Origin of the sequence: Streptomyces sp. NPDC051677 (assembly GCF_044453465.1) — a bacterium.
Lineage (GTDB): Bacteria > Actinomycetota > Actinomycetes > Streptomycetales > Streptomycetaceae > Streptomyces.
Genome location: NZ_JBITCT010000039.1, coordinates 36,016 through 59,508, shown reverse-complemented (window position 1 = coordinate 59,508; position 23,493 = coordinate 36,016). Strand labels below are relative to the sequence as shown.

28 protein-coding genes and 2 pseudogenes are annotated in these 23,493 nt (G+C 71.6%); 11 read left to right on the top strand and 19 right to left on the bottom strand.

Translation table 11 applies throughout. The features are described 5' to 3' along the window. Positions 1-148: 148 nt before the first annotated feature. On the bottom strand, positions 149-2,173 hold the full coding sequence (locus ACIBAF_RS35355; protein WP_399468368.1) for a sensor histidine kinase: 2,025 nt from the start codon (positions 2,171-2,173) through the stop codon (positions 149-151). Between the two features lie 153 nt (positions 2,174-2,326). Between ACIBAF_RS35355 and ACIBAF_RS35350 the strand changes: the two genes are divergently transcribed. Next, positions 2,327-2,626, top strand: coding sequence for a hypothetical protein (locus ACIBAF_RS35350; RefSeq protein WP_399468366.1), 300 nt, complete (start codon positions 2,327-2,329; stop codon positions 2,624-2,626). 114 nt (positions 2,627-2,740) lie between these two features. On the opposite strand, the gene ACIBAF_RS35345 is transcribed toward ACIBAF_RS35350, so the two are convergent. Beyond that, a complete protein-coding gene (locus ACIBAF_RS35345; RefSeq protein WP_399468364.1) occupies positions 2,741-2,908 on the bottom strand; it encodes a hypothetical protein in 168 nt (55 codons plus the stop codon). On the opposite strand from ACIBAF_RS35345, the gene ACIBAF_RS35340 reads away from it, so the two are divergent. After that, entirely contained in the window at positions 2,907-3,212 is a 306-nt protein-coding gene (locus ACIBAF_RS35340; RefSeq protein WP_399468362.1) for a hypothetical protein, read from the top strand. The genes ACIBAF_RS35345 and ACIBAF_RS35340 overlap by 2 nt on opposite strands. Here the strand turns inward: ACIBAF_RS35340 and ACIBAF_RS35335 are convergent. The 3 genes and pseudogenes from ACIBAF_RS35335 to ACIBAF_RS35325 form a co-directional block, all read right to left on the bottom strand. Next, positions 3,184-4,290, bottom strand: coding sequence for a CU044_5270 family protein (locus tag ACIBAF_RS35335; protein WP_399468360.1), 1,107 nt, complete (start codon positions 4,288-4,290; stop codon positions 3,184-3,186). The genes ACIBAF_RS35340 and ACIBAF_RS35335 overlap by 29 nt on opposite strands. Further along, positions 4,287-4,946, bottom strand: a complete 660-nt coding sequence (locus ACIBAF_RS35330; RefSeq protein WP_399468464.1) for an RNA polymerase sigma factor — start codon at positions 4,944-4,946, stop codon at positions 4,287-4,289. The genes ACIBAF_RS35335 and ACIBAF_RS35330 overlap by 4 nt, the downstream gene beginning before the upstream one ends. A 103-nt stretch (positions 4,947-5,049) precedes the next feature. After that, positions 5,050-6,076 (bottom strand): annotated as a pseudogene (locus ACIBAF_RS35325) (medium chain dehydrogenase/reductase family protein). A 106-nt stretch (positions 6,077-6,182) separates the two neighbouring features. On the opposite strand from ACIBAF_RS35325, the gene ACIBAF_RS35320 reads away from it, so the two are divergent. Further along, positions 6,183-6,878 carry a TetR/AcrR family transcriptional regulator gene (locus tag ACIBAF_RS35320; RefSeq protein ID WP_399468357.1) on the top strand — a complete coding sequence of 232 codons (696 nt, stop codon included), beginning with the start codon at positions 6,183-6,185 and terminating at the stop codon, positions 6,876-6,878. 68 nt (positions 6,879-6,946) lie between these two features. Here the strand turns inward: ACIBAF_RS35320 and ACIBAF_RS35315 are convergent, their stop codons facing one another. From ACIBAF_RS35315 to ACIBAF_RS35300, 4 genes are all read right to left on the bottom strand, one after another. After that, positions 6,947-7,615: a class I SAM-dependent methyltransferase gene (locus ACIBAF_RS35315; RefSeq protein WP_399468355.1), complete on the bottom strand. Its 669-nt coding sequence runs from the start codon at positions 7,613-7,615 to the stop codon at positions 6,947-6,949. A gap of 76 nt (positions 7,616-7,691) precedes the next feature. Further along, positions 7,692-8,189 carry a hypothetical protein gene (locus ACIBAF_RS35310; protein ID WP_399468353.1) on the bottom strand — a complete coding sequence of 166 codons (498 nt, stop codon included), beginning with the start codon at positions 8,187-8,189 and terminating at the stop codon, positions 7,692-7,694. A gap of 262 nt (positions 8,190-8,451) precedes the next feature. Continuing rightward, positions 8,452-8,646 (bottom strand): hypothetical protein, encoded by a 195-nt coding sequence (locus ACIBAF_RS35305; protein ID WP_399468351.1) that lies wholly within the window; start codon positions 8,644-8,646, stop codon positions 8,452-8,454. Next, positions 8,637-9,026 (bottom strand): DUF6415 family natural product biosynthesis protein, encoded by a 390-nt coding sequence (locus tag ACIBAF_RS35300; RefSeq protein WP_399468349.1) that lies wholly within the window; start codon positions 9,024-9,026, stop codon positions 8,637-8,639. Before ACIBAF_RS35300 ends, ACIBAF_RS35305 begins: the two co-directional genes overlap by 10 nt. 132 nt (positions 9,027-9,158) lie before the next feature. Here ACIBAF_RS35300 and ACIBAF_RS35295 point away from each other — a divergent pair, with 132 nt between their 5' ends. Further along, positions 9,159-10,406, top strand: a complete 1,248-nt coding sequence (locus tag ACIBAF_RS35295; RefSeq protein WP_399468347.1) for a helix-turn-helix domain-containing protein — start codon at positions 9,159-9,161, stop codon at positions 10,404-10,406. Continuing rightward, positions 10,403-10,612, top strand: a pseudogene (locus ACIBAF_RS35290) (transposase); the annotation flags it as partial. The gene ACIBAF_RS35295 and the pseudogene ACIBAF_RS35290, both read left to right, overlap by 4 nt. 2 nt (positions 10,613-10,614) lie before the next feature. Here ACIBAF_RS35290 and ACIBAF_RS35285 read toward each other — a convergent pair. Further along, entirely contained in the window at positions 10,615-11,154 is a 540-nt protein-coding gene (locus ACIBAF_RS35285) for a hypothetical protein (protein ID WP_399468345.1), read from the bottom strand. Positions 11,155-11,541: 387 nt separating this feature from the next. On the opposite strand from ACIBAF_RS35285, the gene ACIBAF_RS35280 reads away from it, so the two are divergent. Further along, positions 11,542-12,444, top strand: a complete 903-nt coding sequence (locus tag ACIBAF_RS35280; protein WP_399468343.1) for a Rieske 2Fe-2S domain-containing protein — start codon at positions 11,542-11,544, stop codon at positions 12,442-12,444. A 65-nt stretch (positions 12,445-12,509) separates the two neighbouring features. On the opposite strand, the gene ACIBAF_RS35275 is transcribed toward ACIBAF_RS35280, so the two are convergent. Further along, a complete protein-coding gene (locus ACIBAF_RS35275) occupies positions 12,510-14,093 on the bottom strand; it encodes a carbohydrate-binding protein (RefSeq protein ID WP_399468341.1) in 1,584 nt (527 codons plus the stop codon). Positions 14,094-14,419: 326 nt separating this feature from the next. Between ACIBAF_RS35275 and ACIBAF_RS35270 the strand changes: the two genes are divergently transcribed. Both ACIBAF_RS35270 and ACIBAF_RS35265 read left to right on the top strand, forming a co-directional pair. Continuing rightward, entirely contained in the window at positions 14,420-15,247 is an 828-nt protein-coding gene (locus ACIBAF_RS35270; protein WP_399468339.1) for a hypothetical protein, read from the top strand. Between the two features lie 146 nt (positions 15,248-15,393). After that, on the top strand, positions 15,394-15,849 hold the full coding sequence (locus tag ACIBAF_RS35265) for a tellurite resistance TerB family protein (protein ID WP_399468337.1): 456 nt from the start codon (positions 15,394-15,396) through the stop codon (positions 15,847-15,849). Between the two features lie 99 nt (positions 15,850-15,948). Here the strand turns inward: ACIBAF_RS35265 and ACIBAF_RS35260 are convergent, their stop codons facing one another. Continuing rightward, complete coding sequence (locus tag ACIBAF_RS35260; RefSeq protein ID WP_399468335.1) at positions 15,949-16,314, bottom strand: DUF952 domain-containing protein; 366 nt, start codon at positions 16,312-16,314, stop codon at positions 15,949-15,951. A gap of 215 nt (positions 16,315-16,529) precedes the next feature. Between ACIBAF_RS35260 and ACIBAF_RS35255 the strand changes: the two genes are divergently transcribed. Both ACIBAF_RS35255 and ACIBAF_RS35250 read left to right on the top strand, forming a co-directional pair. Then, a complete protein-coding gene (locus tag ACIBAF_RS35255; RefSeq protein ID WP_031482971.1) occupies positions 16,530-16,733 on the top strand; it encodes a cold-shock protein in 204 nt (67 codons plus the stop codon). Between the two features lie 187 nt (positions 16,734-16,920). Next, positions 16,921-18,492: a DEAD/DEAH box helicase gene (locus tag ACIBAF_RS35250; protein ID WP_399468333.1), complete on the top strand. Its 1,572-nt coding sequence runs from the start codon at positions 16,921-16,923 to the stop codon at positions 18,490-18,492. 51 nt (positions 18,493-18,543) lie between these two features. Here ACIBAF_RS35250 and ACIBAF_RS35245 read toward each other — a convergent pair whose 3' ends face one another. The 4 genes from ACIBAF_RS35245 to ACIBAF_RS35230 all read right to left on the bottom strand — a co-directional run bounded on the left by ACIBAF_RS35245 (position 18,544) and on the right by ACIBAF_RS35230 (position 21,029). Beyond that, positions 18,544-18,756 (bottom strand): DUF4287 domain-containing protein, encoded by a 213-nt coding sequence (locus tag ACIBAF_RS35245; RefSeq protein ID WP_399468331.1) that lies wholly within the window; start codon positions 18,754-18,756, stop codon positions 18,544-18,546. A 55-nt stretch (positions 18,757-18,811) separates the two neighbouring features. Beyond that, on the bottom strand, positions 18,812-19,273 hold the full coding sequence (locus ACIBAF_RS35240; protein ID WP_399468329.1) for a hypothetical protein: 462 nt from the start codon (positions 19,271-19,273) through the stop codon (positions 18,812-18,814). Positions 19,274-19,307: 34 nt separating this feature from the next. Continuing rightward, on the bottom strand, positions 19,308-19,697 hold the full coding sequence (locus ACIBAF_RS35235) for a hypothetical protein (RefSeq protein WP_399468327.1): 390 nt from the start codon (positions 19,695-19,697) through the stop codon (positions 19,308-19,310). Positions 19,698-19,793: 96 nt separating this feature from the next. Further along, positions 19,794-21,029 (bottom strand): sensor histidine kinase, encoded by a 1,236-nt coding sequence (locus ACIBAF_RS35230; RefSeq protein WP_399468324.1) that lies wholly within the window; start codon positions 21,027-21,029, stop codon positions 19,794-19,796. Between the two features lie 86 nt (positions 21,030-21,115). Between ACIBAF_RS35230 and ACIBAF_RS35225 the strand changes: the two genes are divergently transcribed. Then, on the top strand, positions 21,116-21,484 hold the full coding sequence (locus ACIBAF_RS35225; protein WP_399468322.1) for a DUF4333 domain-containing protein: 369 nt from the start codon (positions 21,116-21,118) through the stop codon (positions 21,482-21,484). A gap of 12 nt (positions 21,485-21,496) precedes the next feature. Here the strand turns inward: ACIBAF_RS35225 and ACIBAF_RS35220 are convergent, their stop codons facing one another. From ACIBAF_RS35220 to ACIBAF_RS35210, 3 genes are all read right to left on the bottom strand, one after another. Continuing rightward, on the bottom strand, positions 21,497-22,600 hold the full coding sequence (locus tag ACIBAF_RS35220; RefSeq protein WP_399468462.1) for a ferritin-like protein: 1,104 nt from the start codon (positions 22,598-22,600) through the stop codon (positions 21,497-21,499). Positions 22,601-22,765: 165 nt separating this feature from the next. Then, positions 22,766-23,110: a VOC family protein gene (locus tag ACIBAF_RS35215; protein ID WP_399468319.1), complete on the bottom strand. Its 345-nt coding sequence runs from the start codon at positions 23,108-23,110 to the stop codon at positions 22,766-22,768. Between the two features lie 28 nt (positions 23,111-23,138). Next, positions 23,139-23,453: a hypothetical protein gene (locus ACIBAF_RS35210; protein ID WP_399468317.1), complete on the bottom strand. Its 315-nt coding sequence runs from the start codon at positions 23,451-23,453 to the stop codon at positions 23,139-23,141. Between the last annotated feature and the right edge of the window lie 40 nt (positions 23,454-23,493).

The following is a 23,493-nucleotide window of genomic DNA, read 5'->3' as shown; positions in this document are numbered from 1 at the left end:
GGGCTCCCCCGCCGGGGTGCCGTCGCGGAGGCCGCCGAGGAGCCCGCGCATCGCCGCCAGCGCCTCCCGGGCGGCCGGGGCCACCTCATCGAGACGGCCAGCCTCGGCGACGCGGACCACGTCGGCGGCCCGGTCCAGCACCCGAACCCTAACGGCGACCGACAGGCTGACCCTCCTGGCCTGCGCCGATCGCGTCCTCGCGGGGCTCCCCCGCCGGGGTGCCGTCGCGGAGGCCGCCGAGGAGCCCGCGCATCGCCGCCAGCGCCTCCCGGGCGGCCGGGGCCACCTCATCGAGACGCCCCTCCTCCGCGACACGGATCATCTCGGCGGCCCGGTCCAGGACCGCGGAGCGCAACCCGGCGGCGACGCGCTGCCGTTCGGTGTGCGCGGCGGCGACCGCGTCGAGGACGGCCTGCCCCAGCTCGGAGTCCTCGCGCCCGGTGACCGTCGTGCGCCGGGACCGTACGGCGAAGCCCGCCAACCAGGCGGCGCCCAGCGGCGGCAGCAGGAGCAGCGCCAGGGCGAACACGCCGACGCCGACCGACAGGGGTCCGACGGGGCGGCCGTCGAGGACCCCGTCCCGGGCCGCAGCCGTCACGGCCGCGCCGCCCAGCGACACGGCGGCCGACGGCACCGCAACCCAACTCGCCCACGCCGTACCGCCGTCGGCGCCCACGGCGTACACCCCGGCCAGCAGTGCGCAGCCGCCCGCGACCAGGACCCAGACCGGATCCGCGGCGCCGGGCAGCCACGGCCACCCCCAGACGCCCGCGCCCACCGCGGCCAGCGCCGCCCAGGGCATCCGCCGCCGCCACAGCAGCGGCAGCACCTGGACGAGCAGCAGCGCGCCCAGCAACAGCCGGGCCCCCGCGTCGCGGGACTCGCCGAACAGCAGTGCCGCCGGGACGGCGAGCACCCCGAGCAGTGCGGCATGCTCGGCGAACCGCCAGTCGACGCCCACGAGGCCGGAGACTCGCGTGCCCCCGGAGTGCGCTGGGCACGCGGGAAGCTCGGCCCGTACCGACCAGCCGCCGGCCGGACCGGGCCGCGGCCCTGCCGTCACCGTGCCGCCGACGGCCGCAGCGCGCTCCTTCATCCCGGCCGTCCCCCGCCCGGACCCGAGCCCACGCCCGGCCCCCGAACTCCCGGCAGCATGGGCCTCGTTGACGACGGTCAGTGCGAGCCGTCCGTCGCGCAGGTCCCGTACCTCGACGCGGACGGGCGCTCCCGGGGCGTACCGCAGCGCGTTGGTGAGCGCCTCCCGGGCGATGCCGAACACAGCGTCGGCCACCGCCTGCCCGACCTCGACCCCGGCCTCGACCCCGGCCTCGACGTCCACTTTCACCTCGACCTCGACGGGCTGGCCCAGCCGCACGAAGCCGGCCGCCAGCTCCCCGAGCCGCTCCGCGAGAGGAACGTGACCGCCGTCGTCGTCCTCCTCGGCGGTGCGCAGGGTGTCGACCAGCCGGTGCAGGGTGTCCAGGGTCTCGCGGCCCGTGCGGGCGGCGAACTCCAGGGCTTCGGCGGCGAGTTCGGGCCGACTGCCGGCGAGGTGCCCGGCCGCGTTCACGGTGACGACGACCGAGGTGAGGTGATGGGCGCTGACGTCGTGCAAATCCCGGGCCAGCCTGCGCCGTTCGGCCGTCGCCGCGTCCCGCCGCTCGGCCCGCGCCCGCTCCAGCCGGCCGGCCGCCTCCGCCCGCGAGGCCAGCCATCGGGCGCGCCCCCGGCCGAGCCCGGCGGCGACCAGGCAGACGGCGGCGGTCACGACCTGGTCGGCGCGGTGCGCGAGCCCCGCCCCGTCCGCCGCGAGGCTCACCAGGACCTCGAACCCGACCAGGACGCCGACGGCCCGGAGCGTCACCGGCAGGGTGGTGCGGGCCGCGACCGAGTACACGGCGACGGCCTCGCCCACGAGGGCGTACACCACGACCGCGTCCGCGGGCACGACGAGCCGGCCGAGTTCGGCCACGACGACGACCCCGGCGAGCGCGATCAGCGGCGCCCGCCGCCGCAGGGCCAGCGCGCCGGTGACGGCGACCCCCGCCGCCACGGCCACCGTCACGTCGGCGACCACGACCTGATGGCCGTCCCACTCCACCGCGCCGGGCCAGACGAGCAGTTGCCCGGCCATGACGGCCAGCGGCAGCAGCCAGTTCCGTACGCTCTCCACGAGGACAGGAGCATAGGCGGGCGCCCGGAACCGCACGTCGTCCGCCGGACGCACCCCGCGCCCACTCGTCTCTACCTTCCGATAGAGCGGACGGCGCCGGGACTCGTACCGCCGCCCGACGCGCCCGCCGTCCGCCGCGGCGAGGCTGGTGGCATGCAGCTGACCTACCTCGTCGTCCCGCTCCTCGCCCTCGCGATCGCCGCCCGGTTCGTCTGGAGCGGCGAGCGCCCCGCGCCCCCGATCTGGCTGGCCGTCGCCCTGTGCCTCGCCTCCTACCCGCTCGGCATCATGACCGCGAACGCCCTCGGGCTGGACATCGACTCCTCCTCCGGCCGCGGCGTCCGCCTGAGCGTGGCCGTGGAAGCCGCCTTCCTGGCGGGCCCGGTGGCGACCGCGGCACGGAAGGCGTCCCGGTCGCTGGCCCCGAAGCGACGGAGCCGTGAGCGGGCCTGAGGTTGATCGACCGGCCGGGTCACGGGCCCGCGTCCGCGTCCTGGTCCGCCGTCACGCGGCGCAGCAGGTCCAGCAGGTCCAGCAGGCTCAGCAGGCTCAGCAGGCTCAGCAGGCTCAGCAGCGTCGCACGGTCGGTCTCGTCCAGGGGGCGAAGCAGGTGGCGAGGACCTCGTCGGCGATCCGGTGGCCGGCCGCCAGGACCTGTTCGCCGGACGGGGTGAGGTGGTGCTCGATGCGCCGGCCGCCGCCGGGGCGGCGCTCGATCAGGCCCAGCGCCACCATGCGCCCGGCGAGCGCGCCGAACGCCTGCTCGCTCCACACCCTCACCCCCACCCACCCCGGCTGGAACGGCGCCCACCGTCCCGACCGGCTGACCGGCGTCGACGACCTCGCCTTGGCCTGCCTCCGCCACCTGCACGCCCTCGGCCGGCTCCAGGTCGTCCCCGAAGCCGGCCACCTCCCGCACGTCGAACAGCCGGAAGCCGCCTTCGCCCTGCTCGACGCCCACCTGCACGGGACGGGCGCCGCCCCCCGGCCGCGCGTCAGCCGGACGAGCCTCAGCCGGACTGCGCCGGCGTCTGCCTGACGCCGTCCACGACGGCCCGGTTGACGACGGCACTGGTGAAGACGACCGTGCCGGGCTTGATCAGCCCGTCGTCCCCGCCCGCTCCCTTCACCTGGACCGAGCGCTCGCCGAGGAAGACATGGGTCTTCTTGTCGAAGATCCACTCCTCGCGCTGCCCGCTGGTCTCGTCCAGCCGCGCCACGGCCACCCCGGACCGTCCGACGGCGTCCACGGCGTCGTTCACGACCACCACCCCGGGGATCTTCGCGGCCGTCCTGAACAGCGCCGAGTAGAGGCCGGCCGGCGGATAGCTCTCGCCGAGCAGGTCGCCGATGGTCGTGAACGCCTCCTGGTCGGGCGAGTTGCCCATCCCCTCGGTCTCCTTGTAGATCTTCGCGAGGAGCTCGTCGGGGTCGGTGGTCAGCTTGCTCAGGTAGTCGTACGACGGAGCGTTCAGGCCGGCCTGCCGGGTGTTGCCCTGCTCGTCGGGGAGGCTCAGGGTCTCGCCCTCGGGGCTGTCGTTGACGGCCGGGTCGATCAGCCAGCCCTTGGCGCCGTCCGCGGACTCCCACACCTGACGGGTGTGCAGCGCCTGACCGACCAGGGTGCTCTTGTCGTCGACCGTCTTCACGAAGCTCTCGGCGGTCCTGGACTCGATGTAGACGTACTGGCCGGGCTTCAGGGCCGGGCGGGGCGCCTCGGCCGCCGCCAGCGAGATCTGGTCGAGCAGCTGCGGCACGCCCTTGGTCGTCGCGACGCCGACGGTGGCGGTCAGGGCCGGTCCGGTGGCGACGCCGCCGTCCCTGACCCCGTCGCCACCGGAGTCCACCACACCGGCGACGACGGCCGCCGCCACGGCGACGGCCAGGGCGGGCAGCGCGATCGCGGGCCGCGGCAGCCGCAACCGCCGGGACTTCGCCGGGGCGGTGGGCTGTGCCGGGGCGGTGGGCTGCGTCTGAATCTCGTGAATCTGGGCCATCATGCGCTCCCTGTGGAACTGGTGACGGCCCGTCGGCAGGTCACGCGCCATCCGGGCGAAGAGCTGTGCGCCCTTTTCTTCCCACTCGGCTTGACTCTGCCGGGACGTGTTCGCGTTCATCGGTTTCCTCCCTGCGCGGGCCGGACCACGTGTGCGTGATCGCCTCTTGTCTGTCGAGCGGAGCGTCCGTCTTCCCGATCCGCGCCGACTTTTCTGGACGCCGGGCCGGCGCCGGTGCGGGCGACCGGTTCGTCCCCGGCCAGCGCGCGCAGCTTCTTCCGCGCCCGGGAGAGCCGGGAGGCGACGGTGCCGACCGGAATCCCGAGGGCTTCGGCCGCCGCCTCGTAGTCCAGCCCCTCCCCCAGACACAGCGCGACGACCTCGCGCTCCGGTCTGCGCAGGGTGGCGAGGGCGGTGAGGGCCTTGGCGAGCCGCCGCCGGTCGTCGACCCGGTCGGCCACCTCGTCGGCGTGGTCGGGCACCGACAGCCCGGCCGCCGCGGCGGCGCCGGCCGCGGCCCGGTACCGGCGGTTGCTCCGGTACTGGTTGCGCGCGGTGTTGGTGGCGATGCCCAGCAGCCAGGGCCGCAGCGAGCCGCCCTCGGGCTCGACCTTGTCCCGCAGCCGCCACGCCTCCATGAAGGTCGCGGCCATCACGTCCTCGGCCGTCGACCAGTTCGCGGTCAGCCGGAAGGCATGGTTGTAGACGGCACGGGAGTAGGCGTCGAACAACTCCCCGAACGCACTCGATTCCCCGGCCCGCACCCGGGCACGCATATGAGTACTCACGTCCCTGAGCTGTCCGCCACCTCACCCCGCCTTCCCGTGACGTGCGTCACACGCCGGGCCCCGCTGGACATGCTGTCTCCCTCGTTGGGCCCTACGGGTTGAGGACGACCTTGCCCGTGACCGTGCCGGACTCGGCCAGGCGCACGGCGTCGGCGACGTCGGCGAGCGGGAGGCGGGCGGCGATCCGGGGGGTGACCTCGCCGCGCTGGAGGGCCGCGAAGAGTTCGGTGAGGTCGGTGCGCAGACGGGCCCGGAAGCGGTTCGGGGCCAGAGCGCGACCTGCCCAGACGTTGAAGAAGTAGGCGCGGCGGCGGTTGGGCAGCGCGTTCCACAGCCACAGCCGGCCGAGCATCTTCAGCACGGGCCACTTCTTGGAGCCCTCGGCGTCCCGCGTGGAGGCGGTGCCGTACGAGACGAGCGTGCCGCGGGGGGCGAGGAGGCGCCAGGAGTATGCTCCGGCCTCCGAGGTGGTCGAAGACGGCGTCCGCACCGGCGGGGGCGAGTGCTCGGATGCGTGCGGCCAGGTCGGCGGTGCGGTAGTCGACGGGGGCGACTCCCTGCTGCCGTAGGGCGTCGTGGTGGCGGGGGGACGCCGTGCCGATCACCCGCACGCCGGCGGCCAGCGCCAGTTGGACCAGGACCGAGCCGACGCCGCCGTTCGCGCCGTGCACGACGATGGTCTGCCCGGCCCGGATCCGCGCCTTGCGGTGCAGCATCTGCCAGGCGGTGATGCCGTTGAGGACCAGGGTCTCCGCCTCCGCCGGGTCGATCCCGTCGGGCACCGGCACGGCGTCGGCGGCGTCGACGAGCACATGGCTGGCCCAGCCGCCGACCTTGACCAGCGCGGCCACCCGGGTGCCGGTCAGGCCCGGCTCGACGCCCTCGCCAGTCGCCTGCACGGTGCCGACCAGGTCGTATCCGGGCACGAAGGGGAACGGCGGCTGGTCGTAGTAGCGGCCGCGGCGCATCTGCTGCTCGGCGAAGGAGACCCCGCTCGCCTCCATCCGGATCAGCACCTGTCCGGGGCCCGGCGCGGGGACTGCTCCGTGCCTGATCCGCAGCCCTTCCGGCTCGACCTTGCCCGGCAGGACGACCTCGACCAGTCCGTCGGCGTTCATGACCATGACCTCTTCCCCATCTATGAGTTACGGGCTTTCCCGTTCGTTAGAAGTTATAACTAGACGGAAGCGCAACTGTCAATAACTCCAGTGATAGCCTCTAACCATGACGAGCGTGACCGGGCCAGGAACAGGCGACGACGACACGAAGACCCCGCGCGAGCGCTACCGCGCCCAGGTGCGTGCGGAGATCAAGCAGCGCGCGTGGGAGCAGATCGCCACGGCGGGGGCGTCCGCGCTGTCCCTCAACGCGATCGCCAAGCAGATGGGCATGAGCGGCCCCGCGCTGTACCGCTACTTCGCCGGCCGCGACGACCTGATCACCGAGCTCATCCGGGACGCGTACCGCAGCCTCGCCGACACCTTCCGCGCGGCCGTGGACTCCGGCGCGGGCGTGTCAGGCCTGGCGCACGCCCTGCGCGCCTGGGCCCTGGACGACCCCCACCGCTACTTCCTCATCTACGGCACGCCCGTCCCCGGCTACCACGCGCCCGACGACATCACCGTGATCGCGTCCGAGATCATGAGGTCCCTGCTCGACGCCTGCGGCGACGCCCCGTCCGACGCCCCGTCCGACGCTCCGGAGTCCCCGTTCGCCGCGAGCCTGGAAGGCCTCGGCCGCCCATGGGCGGACGGCCACCCCGCCCCGCCCGCCACCCTCCACCGCGCCCTGACCCTCTGGACCCGCCTGCACGGCGTCCTGTCCCTCGAACTCGCCGGCCACTTCACGAACATGGGCTTCGACCCGGCAGACCTCTTCACCGCCGAACTGACCGCCCCGACCACCCCCACACCAAACTGACCACCGACCCGCCACGCCCTCTACGCCCCTCCGCCCCTCCGCCCCTCCGCCCCTCCGCCCCTACGGCTTTACGCCTCGGCGCGGACGACCAGCGTGCCGATGTGTCCGACCCTGGGCGCATCGACGACGCGCGCCTCCGCGGCCGCGAACCCGGCACGGGTGAGCAGCCGCTCCCAGACGGCGGGGCGGTAGCTGTACCGGTAGGTGAACATGGCTTTCCCCGCGAACCCGCCCTTGTACATGCCCTGGGGGCCGTACGCGCCGGGGATCGCGGGCGGCTGCGAGAACACGAACACCCCGCCAGGGCTGAGGCACTCGCGCACCAGAGGGAAGAGCCGCCCGGGGTCGGTGAACCAGGCCGCGCCGAAAACCGAGTAGACGGCGTCGAAGCTGCCGTAGGCGCCGGTGCCGTCGCGGGCGGCCAGCCACTCCAGGATCTCGCCGCACTCGAACGTCGCCCCAGTGCCGGCCCACCGTCCAGCGGCCTTCTTCACCATCACCGGGGAAAGGTCCACGCCGTGGGCCTCGATTCCCCGCTGTGCCAGCCAAGCGAGGGCGCGGCCGGTTCCGCAGCCGATCTCAAGGACCCGGCGCGGACTGCCCAGCAGTTCCGGTCCGGGCCCGTGTCCGACGTACTGGGTCCAGCAGAACGCGGGCTCGGCGTCGTCCTTGAAGGCGGATTCGGCGTAGGCGTCCCACAGTTCGGTCTCGGCGGCGATGTCATGCGGCACGGCCACAGCTGTACCTCCGGCGGTCGGAATGCAGAGCCCCCGCCCTCGAAAAGCCGCGCGGGCGGGGGCGACTGCAGTGGGCTCAGTGACTGTCGGGGACCTTGTCGTCGCACGGCGAGCAGTCGGCACCGTCGACGGCCCACAACTCCTCGTCGATCGGCCAGCCCTGGCTCTTCAGGAACTCGCCGGTACGCAGGCACAGGCCGTCGCGGCGACGCTCGATGAACGGTGCGTGGTGCTTGAACCGGCCGCCGTTGTAGGTGCGGCAAATGCCCCACCAGACTGGTGTGTCGAGGATGAGCTGATGGACGCCGATGTCGACGAGCTTGCCGACACCGAGATGCCGACCGGGGTTCTCGATGCTGCCCAGGACATACATGACGGCGTTGGCGAGGATCCGCTCGGCCATGTCGACCATGGTGTGGTCGCGGAGCAGAAGCGCGACCTCGCGGTCCCACAGGCTCATGCCGGAGTCGAAGACGTTGACGGTCAGCTCCGTGATGTGGGGAGCGACGGTGTTGAGGAGTTCCTTCGGTTCCCGCGTGAGGGTGCTCGCAGGCTGGTCGAGGGTGACGGTCATTGACCTTCCCTTCTGGAGTGTCGTGCCGTACCGAGGGAGCCCACGTCGGACCCGACCGGTCTATGGCCGGGGCTCTCGGGTGGGCGTCTTGCGAACCTCTCCCGCCATGTCCTGAACAGCACGCCGGGAGAGGCGATCCGGGCGCGACCCTGACCCCGGGTCGCCATGGGGGTGCGTCAGTACGGTGTCCGCGCGAGCACCAGGGCGAGGACCGGGGCGGTCACTGCCGCGACGTACATGAACAGACCGGTGATCGCCCTCACTACGTGTTCCCTGGCGGCGGTTGCCGGTGGCAGGCGCAACGGCAGCGGCGCACCAGCAGCACGCCCGTGGAGTGCGGCAACGGCACGTCCTTGAGCTGGCGGCACCATCCGTGCACGCTCTCGTAGCCGGCCTTCCGCCCGAGGGTGCATTCGACGGACAGGTCCGTGACGTCGGCCGCCGCCGTCACGAGCACCCGCCGACCTTCTCGTGGTGGTCGCACAGGGCGTTCAGAACCCGGGCCAGGCGCTGGGCGTGTCCGAGCGCCCCGCCGGGGCCGACGCTCGACTCGGCCCGGAGCTTCCCGCGCGCCTCCCCGACGCACGCGAGCGCGCAGTACCGGGGGACGCTCTGCTTGTCCAACCTCCCGGCCGCCTGCTCCACCTCGGGGATGAGGACCGCGAGATGACCGCGCACCGTCCGGGTCAGCGCGGCCAGCTCGTCGGCCGCCGGGGGCAACGCGTCGATGTCCGGGTTCAGCAGAATCCGGACCGTCTCCCGCATCACGGCGAGGTCGGGCGGACCAGCCGGGGCATGCTCTGCCGCAGCTCGCGCTGCGGCGGTACGGTGCGTCATGTCGACTCCTTGATAGTCGGCCACGCCCCCGGGCCGTTCGCGCGGTCGCGGGGGTTTGTCGTGTCAAGACCTTGGCGCTGAAAGCCGGTTGTTCCCATCCCACGGCATATAGCCGCGCCCTATATTGGGGTTATGGGGGATTCCCGCACCGAACTCTGGTCCCACCCGACGCTCTCCGCCGCGGTTGCCGAGTCGGACTGGGGCGCGGTCTTCCGCGCCTACCGCACACTCACGGGCCTCAGCCAGACCAAGCTCGGAGAGCTGGTCGGCTTGGTCCAACCCGAGGTGTCGGACATCGAGCGCGGCCGACGACGCGTGACCTCCCTCGAGGTGCGAAAGCGCATCGCGACCGGTCTCAGGATCCCTGAACGCCTTCAGACCGCAGGTGTTCCGTCGGCGAGGAGCCCGGTCCCTGCGCTCGCCCTCGCCGGACCGGGGCCCGACGAGGACCTGCTGGCGCGCGTGACGAGTGTCGTCGACACCGAGCACCGAGTGGACGACCCCACTCTGGACTGGCTCGACCGGCTGCTCGCTGAACACCGGCGCGCCGAGGACCAGATCGGCTCACGTCCGCTCGTCACCGTCATGCGTCAGCAGCTCCGTACCGTCGTCGACCTGTACGCGGGAGCGCGCGGCCCCCTCGCAGGCCGCGTGGTGCGTCTCGCGTCCGAACACGCGCAGTTCCTCGCCTGGATGGCGCAGGACCAGGCGCAGACAGCCGCCGCACTGGCCTGGTACGACCGTAGCCACGAATGGGCGTTGGAAGCAGGCGACGCCGACATGGCTGCCACCACCCTGAGCATGAAGGCGCACATGGCGTGGTCCGGCGGGCGCGGTACCCGGTGCGTGCGGCTGGCGGAAGCCGCCCGCTGGTCCGCCCCGGGCGCTTCCCTTGGCGTCCAGGGCATGGCCGCGCAGATGGAGGCCCGCGGACACGCCCTCAACGGCGACGCCGACAACGCCCACCGTCGTCTGGACGAAGCCCAGGACCTGATCAGCCGTGCGTCGCAGTGCCCCGAAGACGAACCACCGTGGATGTACTTCTACGGCGAGACCTGGTTCACCCTCCAGCGAGGCATGATCGCCCTACACCTACGGAACTGGCGGGGCGCAGTCGAACACCTCACCGTCGGACTGGACGCTATGCCCGACGACTACCGACGGGACAAGACCTGGTACCGCTCCTGTCTCACCCACGCGCTGGCAGGAGCCGGAGAAACCGCCCAGGCTCTCGCCGCAGGTCTGACGGCCGTGCCCGATGCCGCGGCCATCGGCCGCCCGCACTCCTGGAACGAACTGCACACCGCCGCGGCCGTACTACTGCGCCGCGGGGCGGCAGAGGGACAGCAACTCGTCGCCGCCCTCCGTGAGTACGACTGAGCGTGGGCTACACCCCGACCAACAGCTCCTGGCTCAACCGCATGGAGGCCCAGTTCACCGCCCTGCGCTACTTCTCCCTCGACGGCACCGACCACGCCAGCCACAAAGAGCAAGGCAGCATGATCCGCCGCTACATCATCTGGCGGAACAAGCACGCCTCCAACGAACGCCTCCGCGAGGTCGTGAACAGGGCGAACGTTGCCTGATGCTAGGAACGGTCGGGGGCGTCGAGGGAGTGTTCTTTGAGGAAAGCGCCCGCATGGGCTGCTGCTTCTTCCGCGGTCGCGTGGCGTGTCCCATCGGTGACCGCGGCGGATGCTCCATCAGCGCCCACGCCTGTCCAAGTCCAGTCACCGGAAGGCACCTGCACCAGTTCGGCAGTCCCCCCGAAAAGCGCAAGCGTGTTCCTTCTTGCTGTCGCGGGCGCTGAGCGGCTGACGGCGTCGGGCCATTTCTTACGGGCACCCTGCCGGGTGATGCCCCAGACAGCCCCCATCTGCTCGTAACTGGCGCCGCAGGAGCCAGCGGTTGCTGCCGCGTGCGCGGTCAACTGCCTGACCTCGGCATCCATCACCTTCCAAGCGGCCAGGACGGACAGTGTCACTTCGATGGGATCCGCTTCCCACATACGTTCCGCGGGCAGCCCGGTCTGTCGGGAGCGAATCGCCGAGGCCAGCGGATTCAAGGCGTCGTACAGCGCCTTGTCGAGCTCTGTCTGCTCTTCCGGGGTGATCTCAAAGGCCATCATGCGACAACTATAGTTCCCAAAGCGATGAATGGAAACCAAAGTTTACGCACTGTCTCGCTGGTGGCCCGGCCGCATCGGCGAGATGGGCCCTCCAGTGCTGAGCCAGGCGTCGTTCGCCCTGCGACGACTTGGCGGAGGCGTTCGTCGGCGGCGGGCTTGTTCCGCCAGATGATGCAGCGGCGGATCTTGCTGCCCTGTTCCTGGTGGTGGACCAGGTCAGCACCACTGAGTGCGAACGTTGCTTGATGCGGCACTAGCATCGGCCGCATGCCTTTACGTCGGAGCCATGACAACGGAAGCGGCCATGACCTCGCGGGCTCGCCTCCCGGGCGGGATCCGCGAGCCGACGCGTATCCGATGCCGTCCGTCCCCTGCGGGTGGTACGCCGTGCTCCGCAGTCGCGAGCTGCGGCCCGGGCGGGTCGTCAGCCTGCACTACTTCGGGCGGGCGCTCATCGCCTTCCGCGGGGCCGACGGGCGGGCGGCCGTGCGGGACGCGCACTGTCCGCACTACGGCGCGCATCTCGGCGTCGGCGGGAGGGTCGTGGACGGGACGGTGGAGTGTCCGTTCCACGGGTGGCGGTTCGGGGCCGATGGGCGCTGCGTGCACGCTCCCTTCGCGGTCCGGACCCCCAAGGTGGCCCTCGGCGGCTTCCCGGTCCGCGAGCACAGCGGACTCGTCTTCGTGTACGCCGGCCCCGCCGAGCCCTCCGCCGAGCCCACCTGGGAGGTCCCCGACATTCCGGAGACCACGTCCAGGGAGTTCGCCGCCCCCGTCGACGACACCTGCCGGGCCCGCATCCACATCCAGGAGATGCGGGAGAACATCGTCGACGAGTCCCACTTCCACCACATCCACGGCCAGAGCGAGCCCCCCGTCCAGGACTGGAAGGTCGACGGTCCGTTCGCCGAGGTCCGCGGACGCATCCGGCGGCGCGTGCTCGGATGGGACATCGACAACACCTTCGACGCGTTCATGTACGGCCCGGGCGTCATGGTGGTCCGCACCCACGGCCCGGCGCTCTCGGTGACCGCCGTCGCCCTCTCCACCCCCGTCGACGACCGGACCAGCGAGTTGCGGATGCTGTACTACCTCCGCAAACCGGCACGGGCCCCCTTCCTCACCCCCGCGCTCAAGCTCGTCTTCCGCGCGGAGGCTTTGGGCGAGGTGCGCGAGGAGGTCAGGATCTGGGACCACAAGATCCACCAGCCGCGGCCCGTCCTGCTCCCGCACGAGAAGGGAATCAGGGAACTCCGGCGCTGGTACGCGCAGTTCTATCCCGCCGAGTGACGAGGGACGAGGAAGGGCCCGGGTCGACTGCCGACCCGGGCCCGCTCACGTGCGTCCTCTGTCCCTTACAACGTCACCTGCTTGCCCCCCAACGTCACCACGAGCTTGCCGTTCGAGGCGAACGACCAGCCCAGGGCGCCCGAGTACGAGGCGCAGCGGGAGCCGTTGGCACCGGTCCAGAACTGGTTGGTGCTGTCGGCGTCGCCGATGGTCTTGTCGTTGGAGCCGCTCACGCCGAACCGGCATGAGGTGTTGCTGCGGAACACCGAAGTCCCGGCGTCCCAGGAGTAGTTGCGCTGGGCGTTGTCGATGCTCAGGTTGTTCGAGACGGCCATGGAGCCCGGGTTGCTGTTGTACGTGAACCCGTGCTTGCCGTTGTGGAAGGCGATGCTGCGTCGCACGACGTGGTTGACGGCGATGTCGTCGCCGCCGAGCTTGTAGCCGTTGCGGTCGCCGTTGGAGTTCACGGTGCCGTCGCTGAGCGTGCCGTTGTTGTAGGAGAGGGAGTCCTCGATGGTCACCGGGCCGATCGCGCCGGTGTCCGTCTTGGTGTAGAGGTCCCAGCCGTCGTCGATGTTGTTGTGGGAGACGGCGTAGCGGAAGACGTTCCCGGTGCCGGTGGTGAGCTTCGCGGCGAAGCCGTCGGCGTCCTCGCCGTCGGAGTCGGCGTTGTCGTGCGACTCGGCGGAGAGGACGAGGTTGTCGGACGGCCACTGGGCGGCGGGCGTGCTGGAGGCGATCCGGCCGAGTTGCAGCCCGGTGTCGCGGTTGAAGCGGGTGATCGTGCGCTCGACGACGTTGTGGCTGCCGCCGACGTAGATCCCGTTGTCGCCGGCGCGTTCGACGACGAGGCCGTAGACATGCCAGTACGAGCCGAAGAGCTGGAGCCCGCGGTTGGACGAACTCTCGGTCTGCGCCGAGAAGTTGAGCACCGGCGTCTCGCCCGGGTAGGCGGACAGCGTCGTCAGGGCGCTCGCCGTGCCGCTGCTGGTCGCCGGGATGGTGACCGTCGACGCGTAGGCGTACGTCCCGCCGCGCAGGTAGATCGTCCCGCCCGCGCCGACGCGGCTGATCGCCGAGGTGAGGGTGGTCGGCGCGGACTGGGTGCCGGCCGCGCCGTCGGTGCCGCTCGGCGAGACGTAGAGCGCGCCGCCGGCCGGGGGCGTGGTGCTGTCGGCCGTCGTCGCCTCGGCGTAGTCGACGTTGGGCAGGCCGTCCGCGGTGGTGGGGTTGAGGCGGACGGTGTTGCTGCCCGCGTTGAGGGACACGGTCAGCGTCTTGGTGACCCAGGTCGACCAGGCGCCGGTGACCTCGAAGGACGGCGTCTGCACCGTCGTCCCGTTGACGACGAGCGAGGCGGGGCGTGCGGCGGTGGCGCCGTTGGCGAAGCGGACGTTCAGCGTCGCCGTGCCGGCGGTGGCCGCGTTCACGGTGAACTGGGCGTATCCGCCGGTCGAGTTGGCGCCGTTGCAGAATCCGCTGCCGGAGTAGCCGGTCCAGTCGGAGTCGATGGTGCCGGTGCAGACCGCCGGGGAGGCCTCGGCCTCGTAGCGGGTGGTGGTGGCCGCCTGCGCGGGCGCGGTGCCGGCGAGCGCGACGAGCGTGCCTGCCACCAGGCTGACGCAGGCCATGACGGATCTCAGCTGCATGGGTTCATCTCCAGGAACGGGACGCGTGCGGGTCGGCCGAACTGGAAAGCGCTTTCTCCCGGAAGTTAGGGGGGTGGCCTGAGCACGTCAAGAGCCGCGTATTTGTTTTCTGTTCACATAGGTGGACGCGGAAGGGCGTGCGAGACGACGCCGACGACCGCGGACGCGCGCGTCCCCCGCTGCGCGCACCGACGCTTCCGCCATCCCCTCAAGGGATCCGTGCAGGAGCATCACACAGGCTGCACACAGTCCTTCGAACGACTCGTTAGCGTGTGCGGCCATCGGATCCCTGCGTACGGACGGATCCCCGCGTAGGAAGAACACAGATGGACTACTGCTCCACGTGTCGTCGGCATCTCAACGGCGCCCTGGTGTGCCCGGGATGCGGCGCCTACGCTCCGGACATCGCACCGCAGATCATCGCCGCACCCTCCCCTGCGCCTGCCCCACTGGCCGCACCCCGCTCACCCGACTCATCCGCCTCATCCGGCCTGGAGAGCGTGACGCCGCCCGTGCCGCTGCCCGCGCCGCAGGGACGGGCAGCGCGACGGCGGCAGTTGGCCCGCTGGAAGAAGAACCAGCGCCGGGCCGTGGTCGCGACGGCCGTCGCACTCGTCGGAGGCGGGCTGACCGTCGCCGCGCTGGACCGAGGGTCCGGCGACCAGACCCAGGCGGCCGCGGCTCCGGAGCTCCCGACCACGTCGAACGACGAGCAGCCGACGTCGGACCACACCCGCCCGACGGTGACCCGCTCCGACGCCCACCGGTCGACACCGTCCTCCACCACCCCGTCGCAGCCCCAGTCCCGGGCAGACACCCACCCGGACTCGCTGGCCTCCACCCCCACGCCCCCCGCGACGCCCCCGAGGGCGGCATCGGTCCCCCACCAGCGAACCGGAACCTCCTCCTACGGCGGCACGGTCACCACTACGACCACCTCCACCGACACGACGGGCGCCACGAACACGACCGGCACGACGGGCACGACGGGCACGACCGCGCAGCAGTCGCCCCCGCCCGCCGCGACGGACGGCACGGCGTCGTCGACGTCGACGTCGACGTCGACGGGATCGACGTCCACGGGATCGACGAACCCCGCACCCGCCGCGACCTCACCGTCGAACATCTGCGTGCTCGGCCTGATCTGCCTCTGATCCGGCATTCCCGAGGGGCGGGCTGCTCTGCCCCTACGTGTCCGGGACGGACATCGGCGCAACAGGCTCTGTTCAACGGAACTTATCGGGACGGCTGTTAGTTTCTACGTTGCTGTAGACGACCCGAACCGACCTCTGGAGTTCTCATGGCCCTGTGGGACCGCGTCAAGGAGTCCGCGTCGACGATGCAGACCCAGCTCATGGCGAAGAAGAACGACCTCAAGAGCGGCGCCTTCCGCGACGCGAGCATGGCGATGTGCGCCCTGGTCGCCGCCGCCGACGGCACCATCGACCCCGCCGAGCGCCAGCGGGTGGCTCAACTCATCGCCACCAACGAGGTGTTGCAGAACTTCGACGCCATGGACCTGCAGCGGCGCTTCGACGAGAACCTCAACAAGCTGACGACCGACTTCGCCTTCGGCAAGGTCAGCGTGCTGCAGGAGATCGCCAAGGCGAAGAAGAAGCCGGCCGAGGCCCGTGCCGTCATCCAGATCGGCATCGTCATCGGCGGCGCCGACGGCGACTTCGACAAGACCGAGCAGGCCATCGTGCGGGAGGCGTGCTTCACGCTCGAACTCCCGCCGCACGAGTTCGACCTCTGACCGTTGAGCGACCGGGGTGGCGGTGCGTGAGGGCTAGGGCCTGTCCCGTAATCCCTGGCGGGACAGCGCTCAGGCCGTTCTCGCGCACCGCGATCGCCCTCAGCCGACGACGTCCGTCAGGCCCGCCGCTCGGCCGTCCTCGTCCCAGCGGACCTCCAGGACGCGGGTCACGGCGTCGCGGTTGACCGGGCCGAACACATGCGGGAACAGGGTGCTCTCGGCGACCCCGGGCGGCGGAGCCGGGGCGGCCGCCTCCCACTCGCACGTCGCGGTCAGCCGCTCCTCGTCCAGGACCAGCGCCAGCAGCGGCCGAGGGCTGTCGCGGTAGAACGCGTTGACGACGCTGAGCGTGGTCTCCTCGTCGGGCGAGCAGTGCACGAACCCCTCCTCGGCGAGGGAGGCGGGCGCGTAGGGCCGGTCGGCGCCGGCGTTCCACTCGTCGAGCGGTACGACGTGATAGATCATGATCCCTCCGGGGAAGTGGCGGAGTGCTTCGCGGGCCTTTGGCTCCGACCTGTGCTACCGTGATAAAAGTGGCAGTTTCGGTTACCAGAGGCTTGTGAGTGCTCTTCGACCTTCCGTCGACGGGCACTCTTTTTGTTTCCGGGGCTTATCTCTGATCCTGCGACGCCGGTTCCGCAAGGTGCGGACACCGGGCACTGCCCCAAGGGAGATTCAATATGGCATCTGGCACCGTGAAGTGGTTCAACGCGGAAAAGGGCTTCGGCTTCATCGAGCAGGAGGGTGGCGGCCCCGACGTCTTCGCCCACTACTCGAACATCGCCACCCAGGGCTTCCGCGAGCTTCAGGAAGGCCAGAAGGTTACCTTCGACGTCACGCAGGGCCAGAAGGGCCCGCAGGCCGAGAACATCGTTCCCGCCTGACGCTGACGCGACCTACGCGTATCACGTGGCCGGGGCTCGCACTCTTGTAGTGCGAGCCCCGGCTCATGGCGTTCTACTGCGCATGTGAGTTCTGCCGCGCATTTGTTTGTATTTTTTCGGCTCATTCTTGTGAATCCTCATGTCGGGAGGAATTCCTCGATACGTGCCGCATCGAGGAAGGTTCCGAATGAACCGCAACAGCTCCGTCCGCTCCCGCCGGGGCGGCGCCGCTCCCTCCCGTTCGGCCAAGCCCGCCGGCCGCAACGGACGTACGAGTCGTCCCGCCGCGTCCGGCGGTGAGTTCGCGGTACCCGTCACCCTCACCCCGGGCCTGCCGCCGGTCGAGGCGTTCACGGAACTCGACATGCCCGAGCGGCTGTTGACCGCCCTCGGCGCCGAAGGCGTCACCACGCCGTTCCCGATCCAGGCGGCGACGCTGCCGAACTCGCTGGCCGGCCGGGACGTCCTGGGCCGCGGCCGGACGGGTTCCGGCAAGACCCTCGCGTTCGGCCTCGCCATGCTGGCCCGGATCGACGGGCAGCGGGCCGAGCCCCGGCAGCCGCTGGCCCTGGTCCTCGTCCCCACCCGGGAACTGGCCCAGCAGGTCACCGACGCCCTCACCCCCTACGCCCGTGCGCTGCGGCTGCGGCTCGCCACGGTGGTCGGCGGTCTGTCGATCGGCCGGCAGGCGAGCGCGCTGCGCGGCGGCGCCGAGGTGGTCGTGGCCACCCCCGGCCGGCTCAAGGACCTCATCGACCGGGACGACTGCCGGCTGGACCGCGTCGCCATCACCGTCCTCGACGAGGCCGACCAGATGGCCGACATGGGCTTCATGCCGCAGGTGACGCAACTGCTCGACCAGGTGCGCACCGACGGCCAGCGGATGCTGTTCTCGGCGACGTTGGACCGCAACGTCGACCGGCTGGTGCGCAACTACCTGCACGACCCGGTCGTCCACTCCGTCGACCCGTCCGCGGGCGCGGTGACGACGATGGAGCACCATGTGCTGCACGTCGAGGACGAGGACAAGCACGCCACGACGACGGAGATCGCCGCCCGCGACGGACGCGTGATCATGTTCCTGGACACCAAGCACGCGGCGGACCGGCTGGCCAAGAAGCTGCTGGCGGTCGGGGTGCGCGCGGCGTCGCTGCACGGCGGCAAGTCGCAGAACCAGCGCACGCGCACGCTGGCCCAGTTCAAGGACGGCCACGTCACGGTGCTGGTGGCGACCAACGTCGCGGCCCGCGGCATCCACGTCGACAACCTCGACCTCGTCGTCAACGTCGACCCGCCCGGCGACCACAAGGACTACCTGCACCGCGGCGGCCGTACCGCACGCGCCGGGGAGTCCGGCACCGTCGTCACGCTGGTCCTGCCCCACCAGCGGCGGGAGGTGACGCGGCTGATGGCCGACGCCGGCATCACCCCGCAGACCACCCGGGTCCGCTCCGGCGAGGCCGAGCTGAGCCGTATCACCGGCGCGCAGGCGCCCTCGGGCGTGCCCGTCGTCCTCACCCCGCCGCCCACCGCGGAGAAGCGCCCCGAGCGCACGGCTTCCTCCTCGCGCGCCCGACGCGGCCGTCCCGCGGCCCAGGGCGGGCGCACCGCCGGCCAGGGCGGCCGACCCGCGTCCCAGGGCGGGCGCCCCGCCTCCCAGGGCCGTCGTCGCGCCCCCGCCAAGGGCAACGGGAACGGCGGGAACAGCGCCGGTAACGGGACCGGAAACGGAAACCGTCCCAGCGCGAACGGCCGCTGAGGGCCGCTGCCGCTGAGCGGCGCGCGCCCCGGCGGCCCGCGCCGGGGCGGCTCACCCGCTGGTGTCCTCCGCCGGCGTGTGGGCCACCAGCGCGTTGGCGTGGCCGTGCCCCAGACCGTGCTCGGTCTTCAGCCAGGAGACGAGCTCCATGTGCCGGGTCAGCGGTGAGGCGCGGATCAGCGCCTTCCACTCGGCGATCGGACGGCCGTACTTCTTCTCGATCGACGGGAAGTAACTGGCGGGGCCTTTCACGGGTGTCGTCATGTCCGTAGGACCGGCCGTGCGGGGAGAAGTGATCGGCTGCCGGAGGTGACCTGCGTCACTTCCTCAGACGTCGTGCGGCGTCGTCCGGGGCGTCGTCGGCGAGCCATGCCCGGCAGGCGCCGGCCACCGCCACGGCGAGACCCGCGTACATCAGCCACCGCCCCCACGTCGAGGCCGCCAGCTCCGGGGGGCCGCCGTACGACGCCGCACCGGCCCACACACAGGTCACCCGGGGCGGGAACACGTCCACGCTGACGTGGTCGAGGCGGTAGTCGCGCATCATGTCCATGTAGACGCCGTCGCCGGTCGGGGAGGCGCAGACGTCCATGGGGTGGAGGAACGCCAGGCCGTAGACGGTCGCCGCGCCATACCCGGCCGCCGCCACGAGCGAGCCGAGCACCGTCCACTGCCGGCCCGGCGACCACCCTCGGGCCCGCCCCCACGCACGGAGGACGACGACGAGCGGCGCGAGCACGATCGTCACGGCCACCGGACCGAAGAACGCGAACAGATCCACTACTCCACCGCCTCCGCCACCCCGCCGCCGCCCGTCATCCGCCGCTCGCCGCGTACACGGCGTACACGGTGTACGGCAGCAGGATCGCGGGGAGGGTCAGCAGCCGTGGGCGGAGCGAGCGGCCCGTCTTCAGGGGCCGGAGTCCGTCGAAGAGGACGAGCAGCAGCCCGACGAACGCGGCGAAGACGACGAGGGCGGTCAGCACGAACCCGCTGTTCTCGATCTGGTCGTACGTGCAGTCGTCCAGGTCGCGACGGCCGAGGTCGCCGTAGCCGCAGTGCCCGTGGTCGAGGTACCAGCGCGCGCACAGCACGACGACGGCCGTCGGGAGGCCGATCAGCAGGTGCACCAGGAACGGCAGCAGACAGCTCCGCAGTGCGGAGCGGGCGGAGCGGGCGGAGCGGGCGGAGCGGGCGGAGCGCATCCGATCACCCCACCAGGCGCCGGACCCCCCGGCTATGGCGGAAGCCACTCCTCCGGTCACAGGGCTGTCACAGGGCTTCGCATGGCTTCACATGGCTCAGCGGGCCGGGAAGAGCGCCCGCACCACCCATCCGTGATCGTCCGCCACCGGGCCGGTGTGCAGCTCGCCGCCCAGGGCCGTGACCCGTTCGCGCAGGCCGACGAGGCCGAAGCCGCCGCCGTGGGCCTCAACGGGGAGTTGGGAGCCGCCCCGGCCGTCGTCGCAGACGGTCACCTCCAGGCGTCCTCCGTCGGGGCGCAGGCGGAGCCGGACGGTGACCGTGGCAGCGTCGGCCGCGTGGCGGCGGACGTTGGTCAGGGCCTCCTGGACGACGCGGAAGGCGGCGGCCTGCACCTCGTGGGGGAGGTCGTCGGGGAGGGCGGGGTCGCGGTGGAGGCTGACCTGCTGGCCCGGCCCGGCGAAGCCCTCGACGAGGTCGGCGACGGCGGCGAGGTCGCCGACGGGCCGCCGGTCGGCCTCCGCGGTGTCCCGCAGGACGCCGACCGTGCGCCGCATGGAGGCGAGGGCCTCGGTGGCGGCGCGTTCGATGCCCGCGAGGACGGGGTCGAGGTCGTGGTCGCCGTGCGGCGCGACGGCCGACGGGAAGGCCGACGGGAAGGCCGACGGGAAGGGGGACGGGACGACCGGCCGGGCGGCCGCCATCATGCGGGCCATCTGCGTCTGCACGAGGATCCCGGTGACGTGGTGGGCGACGAAGTCGTGCAGGTCGGCGGCGATGGCGAGGCGCTCCTCGCGGCGGGTCTCGTCGACGGCGACGGTACGGCGGTAGTCCAGCGACCGCAGATACGCGGCCAGCCCGACGACGAGCAGCACGAGCACCAGCCCGACGACGAGGAAGGCGAGCCCCGACCCGTCCCCCGCCCACGGCGGCCGGACGTACCGGGCCGGGGTCGCGAGCAGGGCGCCCGCGTCCAGCATCGAGCAGGCGAGGACCCATCGGGGCGGACAGTGCCGTACCGCGACGAACAGCAGGCAGAGCAGGACGACGAGCTCGGCCGGGCCGAAGGCCACGTAGCGGTCGAGGACGACCGCGGAGGCCGTGTACAGGACGGACATCAGGGCGGGGACCGCGGTGCGCAGCTGAGGGGTGAGCCATGCGGGGCGCCGCGCGGCCGGCCACAGCACGGCGGTGAGGCCGACCGCGAGGACGGCCACGACCCACCACAGGCCGTAGCCCTCGGCGTGCGCGACCAACAGATCGAGAGCGGACGCCGCGAGCAGCGCGCCGACGGCGGCGCCTCGTGCGACACCCCGTAGCCAGGCGGATCTCATGCGGCTCACGGTAGGCGCAGGCGGGGGCGACGGTATCGGCCGAATGGTCGAGGCGGCCCGGTCGGGGCCGCTGGTACGTTCGCGGCATGCCGGACAGCAAGTTCCTCGTCGGGCTCGTGGGCGGGGCGGCCGCCGTACTCGTCCTGGGCGGTCTGGCCACGCAGCTCATCGCCCGCGAGGAGTCGACGACCACGCTCGACGCGTACGACACCGTCCTGGTCGACGGTCACCGGGCCCTCGCCCCGAACATCGTGGCCGGCCGCGTCCAGGGCCTCTACCACCCGCTCCCGTGGGTCGGCACGGACGTCGACGTCACCTGCCCGACCGGCCTGAAGGCCGTCCCGGACGCCCGGCTCACCTGCACGGGCAAGCGGAACGACGGGACGACGGTCGACATCCCGGTGCGGGTGGTGCGGGTGTCCGGGGCGCGGCTGACGTGGCGGTTCGACCGGTAGCCGCCCTGCCCGTCACGCCTTGGGCGGGACGAACAGGAACTCCGGGCCGTAGGTGTGCTTCTCGTCGTGGGGAAGCTTCTTGCCCATCAGTTCGATCGCCGGGCCCCCGAGCGCCTGCATGTGGGTCCAGATCGCCTCGTTCATGTGCGGCTCGGCGGCCGCCTGCGTGTCCTGCTCCCAGGCCTTCTCCAGCGAGCGCAGCATGTCGCTGAACGACTGGTTGAACATGGCCAGCGCGGCCTTCACCGCCGGGTCCGTGGGAACGGTGTTCTTGTCCTTCGCCCAGCCGCCCTTCGGCACCTTGCCCATGGGCAGGGCCTTGGGCAGCGGGATGACGGCGCCCTTGAAGTCCCACATCGGCGGGTCGTCCTGGACCTTGATCAGCTTCTGGCCCTTGTAGAGCTCCCGGAACACGTAGTAGTGGGACAGTTCGCCCTCGTACCCGGGGAAGTCGTTGTCCGGGGTCTGGCCGGTGCCCTCGCCCTGCTCCTTGATGATCCTGATCGCCAGCTGGGCGTCCGCGAGCGTCCTGATCGCGAAGAGACTGTTGCCCTTCCCGTGCCAGCCCAGGTCCCAGGTGATCTGGCGCGTCCCCTTGATCGCGTCCGCGTTCTTCTCGAAGGCCTCCTCGATCGCCGAGTAGAAGCTGCCGATCGACGGGAACGTCTCGGCGGCCTCCGCGAACTGTGCGAGCGGCTTCTCGGGGGCCTCGATGTGCGAGTACATCCTGACGGAGTCCGTCGTCAGGCCGCCGAGGTAGACCTGCAGGTTCACGTCGATCGCGGGCTTGATCCCGCCGGGCAGCGGACAGGGATACGGCGCCACCACGCCCGCGTGGGCGATGCTCGGGCTTCCGCCGATCGTGGTGAGCAGGTTGCAGACGTGCCCGAGGTGCGACATCTCGTCGAAGATGATCTCCTTGATGGCCGCGGCCGCGGCGACCCCCGTCTCCGACGTGTCGTCCAGCGACCACCAGCCGCACAAGTACGGTGGCAGGGTGGCCAGTTCGAGCATGATCGCCTGTTGCAGCGAGCTCTTCAGCCAGGGCAGGGAACGGTCCTTCGCGGGCGTCTCCAGCAAGTGGACGATCGCGTCGCTGCTGTAGTCGAGCTCCATGGTGGTCACGGCGTGCCCCTTTCGGCGGGCGGATGGCGAGGGCTGGAGCCCCACCATCGAGCGAGGAGCCGCACCGGCAGGTGACATCCGCGTATGCGCCCCCGTGGTTCACCCACCCGCCCTACTGGGTCGGCATGCGGGCATGGCCCGCAGCCATGGGACGCCTCACTGCGGGCCCCCGCCGAAGCCGATCTCGTTGCCGTCCGGGTCGTGGTAGGTGATCTTGCGGACGCCGTTGGCGTAGGTCTCACGGCGGGTGGGGGTCAGGCCGCGGGCCGTGATGGCCGCGACGCGGACGTCGAGGTCGTCGACGAAGAGGGTGTGCAGGGCGTGGCCGGCGTGGTGGCCGGTGCGTTCCTCGATGTAGACGTACCGGTGCTCCGCCAGCTCCCAGACGGCTTCCTTGTCGTTGGGGAAGAACATCGGAGGGTCGCCGAACAGCCGCTCGTACCAGGCGAGGGCCGCTGGGTAGTCGTTGACGGGGATGCCCGCGAAGAGGTCGACTGTCATGCCTCCTCATCGTAGGTCCGAGGGTTCGCTACCAGGTGTGGCCCAGCGGGCACATGTGCGGGGGCTCGTGGATGAACTGTCTGGTGCAGGTCTTGCCGCAGCCCTGGGTGGGGCACGCACCGCCGCAGTACTTGCGCTGGGGCGTCGCACCGGGGCCCGCCTGCTCCCAGACGTCCCCGTAGGCGCACTGGTGATCGCCGGAGTGTCCCAGGGCGTAGACGCAAGGGGACGACGTCTGGCGGTCTTCGCCGCAGGCGGGGCAGGGTCCCGCGGCACAGGACTGTTGCTCCGGAGCGCCGCCCGGGGGGAGCCCGCCGTCGTCCGGTCCGAAGTCCGTGGGCACGTCGTCACCTCCAACTGGCCGGGACATCGTCAGGATCACG

Excerpts from the sequence above, each read along its gene's own strand:
- ACIBAF_RS35285 (WP_399468345.1), bottom strand. The coding sequence starts at position 11,154 with ATGATGGCCTTTGAGATCACCCCGGAAGAGCAGACAGAGCTCGACAAG.
- ACIBAF_RS35320 (WP_399468357.1), top strand. The coding sequence starts at position 6,183 with ATGACGAGCGTGACCGGGCCAGGAACAGGCGACGACGACACGAAGACC.
- ACIBAF_RS35255 (WP_031482971.1), top strand. The coding sequence starts at position 16,530 with ATGGCATCTGGCACCGTGAAGTGGTTCAACGCGGAAAAGGGCTTCGGC.
- ACIBAF_RS35265 (WP_399468337.1), top strand. The coding sequence starts at position 15,394 with ATGGCCCTGTGGGACCGCGTCAAGGAGTCCGCGTCGACGATGCAGACC.
- ACIBAF_RS35215 (WP_399468319.1), bottom strand. The coding sequence starts at position 23,110 with ATGACAGTCGACCTCTTCGCGGGCATCCCCGTCAACGACTACCCAGCG.
- ACIBAF_RS35225 (WP_399468322.1), top strand. The coding sequence starts at position 21,116 with ATGCCGGACAGCAAGTTCCTCGTCGGGCTCGTGGGCGGGGCGGCCGCC.
- ACIBAF_RS35295 (WP_399468347.1), top strand. The coding sequence starts at position 9,159 with ATGGGGGATTCCCGCACCGAACTCTGGTCCCACCCGACGCTCTCCGCC.
- ACIBAF_RS35245 (WP_399468331.1), bottom strand. The coding sequence starts at position 18,756 with ATGACGACACCCGTGAAAGGCCCCGCCAGTTACTTCCCGTCGATCGAG.
- ACIBAF_RS35340 (WP_399468362.1), top strand. The coding sequence starts at position 2,907 with ATGCGCCCGGCGAGCGCGCCGAACGCCTGCTCGCTCCACACCCTCACC.
- ACIBAF_RS35230 (WP_399468324.1), bottom strand. The coding sequence starts at position 21,029 with ATGAGATCCGCCTGGCTACGGGGTGTCGCACGAGGCGCCGCCGTCGGC.
- ACIBAF_RS35260 (WP_399468335.1), bottom strand. The coding sequence starts at position 16,314 with ATGATCTATCACGTCGTACCGCTCGACGAGTGGAACGCCGGCGCCGAC.
- ACIBAF_RS35235 (WP_399468327.1), bottom strand. The coding sequence starts at position 19,697 with ATGCGCTCCGCCCGCTCCGCCCGCTCCGCCCGCTCCGCCCGCTCCGCA.
- ACIBAF_RS35335 (WP_399468360.1), bottom strand. The coding sequence starts at position 4,290 with ATGAACGCGAACACGTCCCGGCAGAGTCAAGCCGAGTGGGAAGAAAAG.
- ACIBAF_RS35275 (WP_399468341.1), bottom strand. The coding sequence starts at position 14,093 with ATGCAGCTGAGATCCGTCATGGCCTGCGTCAGCCTGGTGGCAGGCACG.
- ACIBAF_RS35345 (WP_399468364.1), bottom strand. The coding sequence starts at position 2,908 with ATGGTGGCGCTGGGCCTGATCGAGCGCCGCCCCGGCGGCGGCCGGCGC.
- ACIBAF_RS35220 (WP_399468462.1), bottom strand. The coding sequence starts at position 22,600 with ATGGAGCTCGACTACAGCAGCGACGCGATCGTCCACTTGCTGGAGACG.
- ACIBAF_RS35330 (WP_399468464.1), bottom strand. The coding sequence starts at position 4,946 with ATGCGTGCCCGGGTGCGGGCCGGGGAATCGAGTGCGTTCGGGGAGTTG.
- ACIBAF_RS35250 (WP_399468333.1), top strand. The coding sequence starts at position 16,921 with ATGAACCGCAACAGCTCCGTCCGCTCCCGCCGGGGCGGCGCCGCTCCC.
- ACIBAF_RS35350 (WP_399468366.1), top strand. The coding sequence starts at position 2,327 with ATGCAGCTGACCTACCTCGTCGTCCCGCTCCTCGCCCTCGCGATCGCC.
- ACIBAF_RS35310 (WP_399468353.1), bottom strand. The coding sequence starts at position 8,189 with ATGACCGTCACCCTCGACCAGCCTGCGAGCACCCTCACGCGGGAACCG.
- ACIBAF_RS35270 (WP_399468339.1), top strand. The coding sequence starts at position 14,420 with ATGGACTACTGCTCCACGTGTCGTCGGCATCTCAACGGCGCCCTGGTG.
- ACIBAF_RS35300 (WP_399468349.1), bottom strand. The coding sequence starts at position 9,026 with ATGACGCACCGTACCGCCGCAGCGCGAGCTGCGGCAGAGCATGCCCCG.